The 12,093-nt window shown below is 42.2% G+C and carries 13 protein-coding genes; 5 read left to right on the forward strand and 8 right to left on the reverse strand.

Going from position 1 to position 12,093, the window contains the following annotated elements; all coding sequences use genetic code 11:
• Positions 1-14: 14 nt before the first annotated feature.
• Complete coding sequence (locus LJ707_RS08495) at positions 15-545, reverse strand: hypothetical protein (RefSeq protein WP_228950377.1); 531 nt, start codon at positions 543-545, stop codon at positions 15-17.
• Positions 546-589: 44 nt separating this feature from the next.
• Positions 590-1,090 (reverse strand): TspO/MBR family protein, encoded by a 501-nt coding sequence (locus tag LJ707_RS08500; RefSeq protein WP_228950378.1) that lies wholly within the window; start codon positions 1,088-1,090, stop codon positions 590-592.
• Between the two features lie 76 nt (positions 1,091-1,166).
• Between LJ707_RS08500 and LJ707_RS08505 the strand changes: the two genes are divergently transcribed.
• Together LJ707_RS08505 and LJ707_RS08510 are read left to right on the forward strand one after the other, a co-directional pair.
• Positions 1,167-1,529: a hypothetical protein gene (locus tag LJ707_RS08505; RefSeq protein ID WP_228950379.1), complete on the forward strand. Its 363-nt coding sequence runs from the start codon at positions 1,167-1,169 to the stop codon at positions 1,527-1,529.
• 22 nt (positions 1,530-1,551) lie between these two features.
• Positions 1,552-1,941 (forward strand): transmembrane 220 family protein, encoded by a 390-nt coding sequence (locus tag LJ707_RS08510; RefSeq protein ID WP_228950380.1) that lies wholly within the window; start codon positions 1,552-1,554, stop codon positions 1,939-1,941.
• On the opposite strand, the gene LJ707_RS08515 is transcribed toward LJ707_RS08510, so the two are convergent.
• On the reverse strand, positions 1,938-2,783 hold the full coding sequence (locus LJ707_RS08515) for a transglutaminase family protein (protein ID WP_228950381.1): 846 nt from the start codon (positions 2,781-2,783) through the stop codon (positions 1,938-1,940). The genes LJ707_RS08510 and LJ707_RS08515 overlap by 4 nt on opposite strands.
• Positions 2,784-2,786: 3 nt before the next feature.
• A complete protein-coding gene (locus LJ707_RS08520) occupies positions 2,787-3,530 on the reverse strand; it encodes a peptidase (protein WP_228950382.1) in 744 nt (247 codons plus the stop codon).
• A 275-nt stretch (positions 3,531-3,805) separates the two neighbouring features.
• Between LJ707_RS08520 and LJ707_RS08525 the strand changes: the two genes are divergently transcribed.
• Complete coding sequence (locus LJ707_RS08525) at positions 3,806-3,985, forward strand: hypothetical protein (protein WP_228950383.1); 180 nt, start codon at positions 3,806-3,808, stop codon at positions 3,983-3,985.
• A gap of 20 nt (positions 3,986-4,005) precedes the next feature.
• Entirely contained in the window at positions 4,006-4,851 is an 846-nt protein-coding gene (locus tag LJ707_RS08530) for an SPFH domain-containing protein (RefSeq protein ID WP_228950384.1), read from the forward strand.
• Positions 4,852-4,896: 45 nt separating this feature from the next.
• Here LJ707_RS08530 and LJ707_RS08535 read toward each other — a convergent pair whose 3' ends face one another.
• The 3 genes from LJ707_RS08535 to LJ707_RS08545 all read right to left on the reverse strand — a co-directional run bounded on the left by LJ707_RS08535 (position 4,897) and on the right by LJ707_RS08545 (position 9,611).
• A complete protein-coding gene (locus LJ707_RS08535) occupies positions 4,897-6,888 on the reverse strand; it encodes a PAS domain S-box protein (protein ID WP_228950385.1) in 1,992 nt (663 codons plus the stop codon).
• 133 nt (positions 6,889-7,021) lie between these two features.
• Complete coding sequence (locus tag LJ707_RS08540) at positions 7,022-8,758, reverse strand: phospho-sugar mutase (protein ID WP_228950386.1); 1,737 nt, start codon at positions 8,756-8,758, stop codon at positions 7,022-7,024.
• Positions 8,759-8,924: 166 nt separating this feature from the next.
• Positions 8,925-9,611 (reverse strand): GNAT family N-acetyltransferase, encoded by a 687-nt coding sequence (locus LJ707_RS08545; protein WP_228950387.1) that lies wholly within the window; start codon positions 9,609-9,611, stop codon positions 8,925-8,927.
• A 160-nt stretch (positions 9,612-9,771) separates the two neighbouring features.
• On the opposite strand from LJ707_RS08545, the gene LJ707_RS08550 reads away from it, so the two are divergent.
• Positions 9,772-11,220 carry an MAC/perforin domain-containing protein gene (locus LJ707_RS08550; RefSeq protein ID WP_228950388.1) on the forward strand — a complete coding sequence of 483 codons (1,449 nt, stop codon included), beginning with the start codon at positions 9,772-9,774 and terminating at the stop codon, positions 11,218-11,220.
• A gap of 187 nt (positions 11,221-11,407) precedes the next feature.
• Here LJ707_RS08550 and LJ707_RS08555 read toward each other — a convergent pair whose 3' ends face one another.
• Positions 11,408-12,046: a hypothetical protein gene (locus tag LJ707_RS08555; protein ID WP_228950389.1), complete on the reverse strand. Its 639-nt coding sequence runs from the start codon at positions 12,044-12,046 to the stop codon at positions 11,408-11,410.
• Positions 12,047-12,093: the final 47 nt, after the last annotated feature.

Raw genomic sequence — 12,093 nt, forward strand, 5'->3', positions numbered from 1 at the left:
CAAACCAGCAGGGGTTAAAACATGCCTTTTAACCCGTCAACTATACTTTCAAAAAAGCGGCCCACGCTTAAACCGTTGTGGTGGTTAAAGTAAAAAAAGATGATGAAGATGATTACCGCGATGATAATAAACCGCTTAAACATATAAGCAAGTAATATTAATACGCAGGGTATGGCAAGCAATAAAACCCAGCTAATGTGCCATGGTGCTAACTTGCTGCCGTTTTTATATACGTAATACAAAATAGAGTGGGTGCCGTTATCATTAACATGCTTGGCATACAAAAACGTTGATTTTTCTATTTTATGCCGGTAAAACGCGGTGCCCTTATCAAACTGTAGCGTTTCGTTAAAGCCATTCATTGAAAAATTGAAGGTGCCGTTAATACCCTCACGTACCTTGCCCAGCGAATCTGTTGCCTGCACGGCTACTTCATCCTGCGCGAAAGGATTTTCAACAATTGCAAAATGATCGATAGCTATCGTATCTGCAAAGGCGGGTACAAAAAATATCAGGGTTATTACGGTAAGTAAAAGTTTTTTCATGTAAAAGGCCAGTTGCTTTCGGCAACTAAAATTAAGCTTTTGCATTATTTGTTGTGCAAATAAACGCTAAAATTTAATGCCGATGCAAAACTCACCCATAACAGGTAGGGTGCCATTAACCATGATGCCGTTTTGCTGAACCTTGAAAAGCCTGCAATGCAGCCGATTATGCTTAGCCATAACAACACAATTATCACAAAGGCCCAAAGCATTTGGTGCATACCAAAAAACACAACAGACCACGAGAAATTCAATATCAGTTGTAAAATGTAAATATTGCGTGTTGTAGTATAAGCCTTACTGCCATCGCGCTTTTGCCAAACCAGGTAAGCCGCAATGCCTATAATGATGTAAAGGCTTGTCCACACCGGGGCAAACAGCCAGTTAGGCGGACTAAACGATGGCTTTTGCAGGCCCGCGTACCATCCTGGTATTTCGGGCCGGGTAAAATAGGAGGCGGTAAAGCCTATAGCTAACGTAATTAATATACTGATGATAAGCGCGCCTATGTGCGTGCTGCGCCGGTGTTGTGTTACAGTAGTCATGATAACATAAAGCAACAACTACACCCGATGATAAGTTTGCGGTAATATTGTACTTTAGCAGGCAGTACTATATACTATGATAAAAGCTATAAAACTATATACCGGAGATGACGGGCACTCGCATTTTATAACAGGCACATTGGCTGAAGAAGAACTGCACAGAGCCGGTAGTATACGCTTTCGCGAATCACCTGCAGGCTCATCATACGATTGGCATAACGCGCCTACCGAGCAATATGTGATATGCCTTACCGGCACGCTTGAATTTGAAACCCGTTTGGGCGAAACATTTACATTAAGGCCGGGTGAAGTGCTTATTGCGCTTGATACTACCGGTACAGCCCACCGCTGGAAAATGATCGACAACCAGCCATGGAAGAGGGCGTACGTAGCTTTTGATAAGAACGACGAGATAAACTTTATACCTGACGAGGCTTAATGCCACTGATAATCCCTCTACGATGAAGCTATTTAACATCCTGTTCATCATCCTGTTTGTTATATCGGCAGGCTTACAATATAACGACCCAGATCCGTACCTGTGGGTACCTATTTATCTGTACGCGGCATTAATTTGCTTTTGGGCGATAAAAGGCAGGTATTATCCGGCAATGTATTATGTGGGTTTGATAGGTTACGTGGGCTATGCCATTTACAAGATATTTGACAGTAATGGCGTAATAGACTGGGTTACCCTGCACGATGAGGAAAGCCTGGTACAAACCATGAAAGCCACAAAGCCCTGGGTAGAGGAGGCGCGCGAATTTTTTGGCCTGCTGATTTGCTGGGCGGTATTGCTTATCAACTTTATTTACTTTAAGCGTAAGCAAAAAACCAGGTATTCCTTTTAAAGGTAGCTGAGGCCCTGCAGGCAATTGTCATAGTAATAGTGCGGCACAAAGCCCTCGTCATTCAGCGTGCAGTTAACCAGCATGGTATCAAAGCTTATATCGCCAAAAATATTGGCAATGGCGGCATCGGCGGCATCGCTACCGGTGGCAATTTTAACCAGGCCATTAAGCGGCACCAGCTTGGTGGCATCAAACAATATCCATTCACCGGCAATGTAAGCCTCAAAACAGGCATGAAAATCTGCCGGTTGCAGTTTGTAGGCATAACCAGTAAAGTATCGGGCGGGTATGGTAAGCGCCCGGCACAGGGCTATGCCCAAATGGGCAAAATCACGGCACACGCCTGATTGCTCGGTAACCGTATCAAACGCCGAGGTTTGCGCATTTGTGGAGCCGCTAAGGTATTGAACATTGGTATGTATCCACTCCACCATAGCTAAAACCGTTAAAAAAGGGTTCTCTGTATTACCGAACATGTTATTCGCCAGCCTGAATAATTTGTCTGACTGGCAGTACCGGCTCGGGTTAAGATATTGCAGTACTTCGGCAGGTAACTGATAAACGGGTGTTTCTGTTATGCCTTCCATATTTACCAGCTTCCACGCGTTATCAATAGTGGCGTGGTAGTTTATGGCAATATTGCAGGGCTCTTCTACCTGTAAACGTATCAGGCGGTTTTCGCCGTTAACATTAACCAGTTCTTCGGCTTTAATGTATGGCTGTATGGTAAAGTTTTCCGCTATAACTGTTTGCGTAGGGGTTCGCAGGGCATGTATGTTCAGTATAAGCGTTCCGGCAGAGTTTGCCGTATAAGTCATATCAGCCAGTACATCAAATTTCATATATTATTTACTTTCTTTAGTTTCCGTATCCGGGAGTTTATCAAAGGCAACCTCCATCCATTCTTCTGATACATTGATCAGCGCGTTCTTCAGCTCATCATCCCATTGTGATGATATGGCTGCCAGATCGCGCGACTCATAACGCTGCTCAATGATCTCATAGGTATCCTTTTTGTAAAGTATCACATCTATCGGGTAATCAACATTGTTTGAGCTTACCCTGGTCGAATCAAAAGACAGGAAACCTGCCTTCAATGCCAGCCTCATGCTTGAGCTTTCGCTTAGCACGCGGTTAAGTATGGCTTTGCCATGGCCCGAATTGCCTATAACCACGTAGGGCGCGCCCTGTCCAAGTTCAACCCAATTACCTTCAGGGTATAACAGGTATAATTTATGTTCGGCATCATCCTTTAACTGTCCGCCAATAATGGTATGCAGGTCAAATTTAAGGCCTGCTTTTTCAAGCGCCGCGCCATCCTCTAAAGCCGCACGTTTTACCTGAACACCAAAGGCGTTAACCGCTTTGTACAGTTTATTAAACTCCTGTGTTTCCATCAGTTCATTAAAGTAAACCATCGCTTTATCCCGAACTGAGCGTAACCCGCTGGTCATGATAAAAAGAGAGAAATTATCTTTTTGTTCAATGGTTACCTTTTTTTTGTTGGTGGTTTCGGTGCCCGATGTTATGCGGGTATCAGCAATAGCTACCAGGCCTTCTTTAACTTTTATACCTAAACAATAAGTCATAATAAATATGCAGTGGTGTTTAAAGGCAAAGTAAGCAATTAAGCGCTATAAAAGTAGCTTAATGCAGGCTTTTGTAACATTTGCATCGCGCGTTTATCTAACGTAAGCTGAAATTTTTACGTATTTGATAATTTAAAAACAAAGGCTGATTAAAAAAGTAAGCCGGGTCAGGCGGGACCCGGCTCGGTTATAATGTGTTTTATGAAAACAGAAAAAACACATGCAAATATACGCAACAACCCTTTTTTCGCCGAAATGAATTTATATTTTTACATATGAAGCACATTTTTATTCTTTTGCTGGATGCTATATTGGCCGTTTTGTTGTTCTCGTGGGCGGCAAATAACCTGTCAAAACCAAGCAATTTGTATGTAGCCATTGGCGTATTCCAGGCCATTCTGGGGCTGGTTTTTGTGTTTTACATAGTGCGCTACATTTATCGCAAATTAAATTAACAAGCATATTTTATTCATTAATGGAACCTAACAACCTTAAACGTATATTCCGCATAGGCGGAATCGTGATCGTACTCGTAGTAGCTTTATTTATTCAGCCCTTTACTTATGAAAATATTGATGCCGGTAACGTGGGCATCAAAATAAACCTGTATGGTAGCGATAGGGGCGTAGATAATATCACCATTGTAACCGGCCGTGTATGGTACAACACCTGGACAACCAAAATAGTGGAATTTCCTACCTATACACAAAATGTGGATTATGAGCCTTTTGTGGTAACTACTAAAGATGCCGCCGAGTTTCAGGTAGACCCTAAGCTGAACTACCATGTTAACGCCACTATGGTGCCTAACATTTACCGCCAGTACCGCAAGCCGCTAAACGAGATAGAGCAGCAGTTTATGCGGAATACTATTTATGATGCTTACCGTATTGTGGCCAACAGCTTCACGTCAGACAGTGTGATGAGTAACCGCGAACGTTTTGAGGATAAGATACAAACGCTGCTTACCAAAAACCTGGCTAAGGACGGTTTTGTATACGATCAGTTAACATCGGCCATTACACCGCCCGCATCATTACGCCGTATGATCGACGAAAAGAACGCATCGATACAAGCCCGTTTAAAGGCTGAGAATGAGGCCAAACAGGCCATTGCCGAAGCCCAGGTTATCAAAGCCAAGGCCGATGGTGAGGCAACCGCATTACTGATCAAGGCGCGTGCCGAATCTGAAGCGAACAAACTGAGGCAGCAAAGCCTTACGCCCTTGCTGGTACAAACCCGCATGATAGAAAAATGGAACGGACAGTTACCAACTTACGGTACCGTGCCCCAGCTATTTAAGGATATTACCAAAGAGTAAACGTTCTATACAAAAAAACTCCCGGTTGACAGGCCGGGAGTTTTTTTATGCCCTGAGCGGAAGCTCAAAATAAAATGTCGACCCCTGCCCAAGCTCGCTGTGTACCCACAGGCGGCCTTTATGCCTGCTGATGATCTCGTTACATATATATAAGCCTATACCAAGGCCCGAAATATGTGCGGCAATATTATCAACCCGGTAAAAGCGTGAAAATATACGTTCGTGGTCATCCTGATCTATGCCAATGCCGAAATCCTGTATAGCTACAACGGCATAACCATCGCGCTCAAAAAGTTTGATGTTCACCTTGCTGGCATCCGGTGAATATTTTACCGCGTTTGATACCAGATTGATAATCACCTGTTCAACACGTTGCTGATCGGCATTGATGGTTAATGGTTTGCCGTTATCCTCAATGGTTAAAGTATGGCTTATATGCGTTTGCTGCAATATCTCAACAGACTCGGCCAGTAGCTCCCCAAGGTCAAAATCAGAATGCGAAAGCGGTAACTGCCCGGTTATGATCTTTGATACATCAAGCAAATCGGCAATAAGGCTGCTGAGTTTGCTTACCTGCATACGCGCTTTGGCTATAAAGGCGGTGTTGCGGTCATTACCGGGTAATGATCGTTCAATGATTTGTAAATAGCCGTTTATGCTGGTAACCGGCGTTTTAAGTTCATGGCTGGCCAGGCCTATAAATTCATCTTTTTTGGCATTCAGCATCCTTACTTCCTCATAAAGCTTTGCATTATCAAGCGATACCGCTGCTTGCGATGCCACGCCTGTTATCAGCAGTTCGTGCTCATGAGTAAATTTTCCGGCCTCGGGATGGCCATAAAGTAAACCACCTATAACGGTGCCGTCTTTTGAAATTACAGGCACGGCCATGTAACTTACCACGGGCAAATGGCCTGTTGGCATACCGTTGTGCGGGGCATTGTTGCCGTAGCGTGGGTCTTTGGTTATATCATTAACCCTGATAATGCCCTCGCCCTTAAATGTTGGTTTAAAAACTGCCGTATTGCGCGGCATGCCAAGCTTTTCAAAAGCCTCCTTTGTTGCGCCAGACAGTGTGTAAAGCATATACGCCTCACCATTTTCATTTAGCTTGTTGTAAAAAAAGGCGCCAAATTTCGCGCCTGTAAGCTGCGTAGTGGCATCAGTAACTTTTTGCAGTATTCCCTGTACATCCAGGTCTTCAGAGATCTCCTTTCCAAAGGAATTTAATATTTCGAGATTTTTGGCATAATGCTGAAGTTGCTCTTCGGCTTGTTTTTGCCTGCTTATATCGCGGGCTATTTTGGAGGCACCTATCACATTGCCTTTGCTATCCTTAATTGGCGATACTGTGAGCGATATTGGTATAAGCGTTCTGTTTTTATGCTTTCTCAGTGTTTCAAAATGCTCAACCCCCATATTATTACGCACACGGTCAATAATCAGCTCTTCTTCGCTTAACCTGTCATAAGGTATCACCATGATGATTGACCGGCCGATGGCCTCCTGCTCGGTATAGCCAAACAGTTTTTCGGCTGCCTGGTTCCAACTGGTTATAATGCCATCAAGCGTTTTGCTTATAATGGCATCATCAGATGATTGTACAATGGCTGCCAGCATGGCCTGCTTACTTTCATTCTGTTTTTGAGCCGTTATATCTATCAGTGTATTGGTAATGCCCGTTATTTCACCGCCTTCACCATACATAATAACCGGGTGGTGCAACACATAGCTGGTTGTACCATCGGGGCGTTCAATAATAACCTCATCCCCGGTAACAGCAACACCCGTTAACATGGTGCGGGCTGCAGCATTTTGCTCGGGCATAAGGGGCAGGCCGTTAGCACTGTATGCGCGGTGTGCGCCACACCATTTAGTTTTGCCTGCCGGTGGCTGCGTACCCCAAAGCTTTGCCGCCGCGGTATTATAAGCGGTTATATAGCCATTGGTGTTGCAAATATAAACCGCTATGGGTAAGCTGTTTATTTGTACTGATGCAGTATCAGTTATAGCAACTTTTCCCTGGGTACTTGTCATTATTAAATTGGTGTGTTGTGGTATTGATGTAAATATAATCTATAAAAATTAAAAGTATTTACTGTATATAACAAAAGCGCCCGTTTAGCAGGCGCTTTTGTTATATACAGTAAATGTGTTTGAGCCGGGAGTGTTATACACCCAGATCCTGCATTATCGCATCTATCTTGGCTTCCAGTTGCTCGTCGGTTTGCTTGTAAGCCGCTTTGCTTTCCAGCTTACCATTCACGCTGCAATAAAATTTAATCTTCGGCTCGGTACCTGACGGGCGTGCCGAAATAATGCTGCCATCCTCGGTGATGAATTGTAACACATCCGATTTAGGCAGTTCGATAGGCGTAGTGTTATTGCTGGTCAGATCCGTTTCCACGCGCAGTTCATAATCCTTCAGGGTAATAACCTTTGAACCACCCAGGGTTGCAGGCGGGTTGTTGCGGAATTTCTCCATCAGCGCCTTAATCTCTTCGGCACCGGTTTTGCCTTTTTTGGTGATCGATATCAATTTTTCTTTATAAAAACCGTACTCAATATAAGTATCCAGCAAAGCCTCGAATAAGCTGCTGCCTTTATCTTTATAAAAAGCCGTCATCTCGGCAATAAACGCTGCCGAAACCACAGCATCCTTATCGCGTACAAACTCACCTACAAGGTAGCCGTAGCTTTCTTCGCCGCCGCCAATAAAGGTTTGTTTGCCTTCAAATTTGGTCATCAGTTCGCCAATGTATTTAAAGCCGGTAAGGGTGTTGTAATAAGTAACCCCTTTGGCACGGGCAATGGCTTCGATCAGGTTTGAGGTTACAATAGTTTTAACTATGTATTCGTTGCCTGTAAGCTTACCGCTTTCCTGCCATGCGGTTAGCAGGTAGTTAATCAGCATACTGCCGGTTTGGTTACCGTTAAGCAAAATAAATTCGTTGTCGGTATTTTTTACGGCGATACCCACACGGTCGGCGTCAGGGTCGGTTGCTAAAACAAGGTCGGCATCCACTTCCTGCGCTTTTTTAAGGGCGAGGGTAAGGGCCTCTTTTTCCTCCGGATTAGGGTAAACCACGGTAGGGAAGTTACCGTCAGGCGTTGATTGCTCCTCAACCAGTACCACATTTTCAAAGCCGAATAACTCTAATGCTTTTGGCACAAGGGTAATCCCGGTACCATGAATAGGCGAATAAACGATCTTTAAATCCTTTTGGCGCTTAATGGCCTCCGGCGATACGGATAGGGTGACTATTTTTTGCAGGTATTGCTCGTCAATATCTGTGCTTATCAGTTCAATATTGCTGTCAACACGGTCAAATTTAACCTCGTCGATGCTTTTAATGGCTGCTACTTCGTCCATCACGGCCTTATCGGCTGGTGATACAAACTGACCGCCATCTTCGCCGTAAGCTTTATAACCGTTATACTCTTTAGGGTTGTGTGATGCGGTAAGCATTACGCCGCTTTTGCAGCCCAGAGTACGTATAGCGAAAGACAGCTCAGGTGTAGGGCGCAGTGCCTCGAAAAAGTAAACGTAGATGCCATTGGCCGAAAAAACCTCGGCGGTAATCCGCGCGAACAGATCAGAATTGTTGCGGCTATCGTGCGCTATGGCTACCTTAACCTGCTCGTTAGGGTAGGTTTTTTTCAGGTAATTGGCAAGGCCCTGCGTAGCCGAACCGATGGTGTATTTATTGATGCGGTTTGAACCCGGACCCATAACACCGCGCAGGCCGCCGGTGCCAAACTCAAGGTCACGGTAAAACGAATCGGTAAGCTCGGTATAGGCTTTATCGTCAAGTAATTTCTGGATTTCCTGTTTAACCTGCTCATCATAATTGCCCTCGAGCCAGGTATTAACTTTTTGAAGGATGATAGGATCTATTTCCTGCATATGGTGATGTTTTTTGATTATTCAATGATAAGCATTTTTGAGCAATAAGGCATGGCCGTACTGCTAATATGCTTACAAATTTCAGCTTTTGAAAGCCTTAACAAAACCATTTGATATTAAGTTTTTGTGACGAATAAAAACCCGGTCAATTTATATAAAGCGTGGATTATTTAGCGGTTTTGTGTATCACGTGAAACAAAAGCTCACGGCTGATCTCAAACCCCAGGCTTTTGTAAACATTGATGGCCCGCTCGTTATCGTGCTTAACATGCAGATAAGGAATGCCCGATGCGGCTGTAATGCGCCGGATATGATGGTTAAGTAATGTTTTAGCATAGCCTTTACCTAAATGATGCGGGTGGGTACAAACCGCGCTGATCTCGGCATAAGGCGATGGGTTAAGGCGCTGCCCGGCCATAGCAACCAGTTTGCCATCAGCGTAAATGCCCCTGTAATAGCCAAACCTGATAGTTTCCGCGCTGAATGGCCCGGGGTTGGTAAGCTGTGTTAGTGCCACCATATCCGGTATGTGGCTTTCATTAAGTTCAATAACTAATTCTGCGCTGTCCGGTGGTAATGTTGTGCCTTGCCAAACCAGTTGGTAACAATTCACACAGTTTAGCACCTGCCATTCAGGTGGTACGTTAACTTGTTCCTCGCTTATAAAAATACTGATACCTTCATCAGGTACCATACCCGCCAGTTCTGTAAGATGATCGACGGTATTTTCTTCAAGGCCTACAAACGGCGACACATTTTTATCAAAGTATTTTACCCTGTTATTGCCCTGCGCCAAATTCGCGTTTCCGGTTGACAGGGCATACCATGCAGGGTTTCTGAGAACATCAATCATGGTGGCGAAACTATGCTATTTTACCTTACATATTAATTTAATTTTACATGCGCTTTTTATTGTTAAAATGTATTGAGTATTACAATTACATTAATAAATTACATTATGATTAAATCGTATTGATTTTTTTTTGGTATTTTTTGCGAAAAAATTAATTTTTATGAAAAAAATCTACTCCTTATTACTTTTTGCAATTCTCAGTTCGTGTACAAAGGATAAAATTAAATCAGATACCAGTAACGAGAATAAGTCTGGCAATGACAGAGCATTGAATACAAAATCTGCTGGTGACGGTGTTTATGATGTGTTAGGATATGGTTATGATGTTTCCGGCGATTATCTTAGTGCTGTAAGTGTGAAAAGCCCAGTTCTTGATATAGCAAAATATGAGCGCGATTTTAAATCTCGAATCATCACAGGTACTCCTTCATATGGTTTTGATGAGTTTTATTCTGGATATTCTTCGTTAGATTATTTATCTGATATAGCTAAAACAACTAACGTTAAGGCATCAATCCCACTATTTAAGGCATTTACTGGAACAATATCGACAAATAACTTCTTAAAAAGTACTTATTCTTATTCAACAAAGTATTCATTTGCAAGTTTAGATGCTGTTCGAAATAAGAAATACATACGTATAAATGACGAATTAAGCAGGATGGCTCAATACTTATCTCCAGAGTTTGTGGAAGATCTTGGAAGGTTAACAGCAGATCGTTTGGTAGAACGTTATGGAACACATGTTTTAACTGATTTTACTATAGGTGGACGTTATAAGTTAATGTTTAGATCTGTAATCAGTAAAACGATGGATAATGTGAATAAAAAGATTGCTGTTGAATCTGGCTTAACTGGACTTATAGATAAGATTGGTTTAAGTATTAATGTTGAAACCAATACAGAAACAAATGAGAACTTAAGTAAAGAAAATCATAACAAAGAGTTATATGTATCATTTTACGGTGGTAATGGTACCGCATTAAAATACGATTTGGAAAAAGGCTTACCAAATAGTGTTGATATACAGGGCTGGGAAAATACGGTTAATCTTCAAAACGCGGGTTTAACAAAAGTAAACTGGAACGAAACTTATCCAATTTATGATTTTATTACAGATCCAGTTAAAAAGGCTGAAGTCAAAGCGGCTGTAGAAAGGTATCTTACATCAAAGCAATTAACACTGTTAGATATCGTTCCGTTATATCGTTATCACAGTGGATCGAGATCAAATCATATTTATTTAACAGAATGGAAAGGGGACTCGTTTGACAATGGAATTTACAGATTTGAGCGAATTGAAGCATATGTCTTAAAAAACCAAATTACAGGTTCTTCGCCTTTATACAGATATTACAACGAACCCACAACCAGTCATTATTATACAGCAACATGGGAAGGGTCACCTATACCAGGAAAAGCTAACTTTAAATATGATAATGTTATCGAAGGTTATGTGTATAAAACACAAAATTCTGAAACAGTTCCCTTTTATCAATATTACAAGGCATCAACAAATGAGTATTTTTACGTGACTCCTTTTGACTCCTCATTGCAAGACTTTGTTTATCAAAAGATTGCGTTTTATGCTTACCCTGGTGCTCAATAAAATAAAAGTTTTGGCTTAACTTATTGAAACTCAAAATGGCCAAATAATATTATTTTTAATCAAAAGTATCTGTTAAGACAAAGCCCTGAAGAATGATCTTCAGGGCTTTATACTAAACTTGTCCCGTCCTGAAATGTCTTTAAAAATTTAACTGTGTATACACAAGTGTCCCCAACCAAATTCGGATTTATTCCATCAGGTTTGGGTATTTACCTACTGACCGCCGAAGATTCAATACCCCATTTTTATCATAGCCGTCTATATTAACCATGTGTCCGCTGTAAGTGAAAGCTGTGCTACCTATACTTTTAATTTTTCCTTTATCCTCGTCGCGGCCAAAACGGTCGTAGTAAGTAATGTTTACGTTGCCGATTGATTTGATCAACCCCTTGGTTTCGTCCCAGCCAAAGCGGTCAAAATAAGTAAAATTTATATTGCCTATTGATTTGATCTTACCCCGAAGTTCGTCCCAGCTAAAACGGTCGTAATAAGTAATGTTTAAATTGCCGATGCGTTTTAAACGGTCGCTTAGTTCCTCAAAAATATAGTTGTGCGGGTAATACTCAACCCCGCCAAAACTAAAAGTATCCTCACTATGTAGCGGGTCATAATAACTATCGGTATCATCTGAATAAACATCCCTCAGGCGGCCAAGGTTATCAATGTAAATCGTAATCCCTGTGTCTTTCAGATAAACTGAATTGATGCGGACATTTCCGCGTGCCAAATCGGCACCTATTTTAATGTTGTCCTGAGCGTTACTGAAACCGCAGGTAATTAAAATTAAAAGTAATAAAAGGGTAGAGCGTTTAATTATAGTGTTCATGGTTCGGTTGTTATAAGGATAGGATTATAAAACGCTGTTTGGGTTTA

The sequence above is a fragment of the Mucilaginibacter sp. UR6-1 genome (genome assembly GCF_020880975.1).
In the GTDB taxonomy this organism is placed as follows: domain Bacteria; phylum Bacteroidota; class Bacteroidia; order Sphingobacteriales; family Sphingobacteriaceae; genus Mucilaginibacter.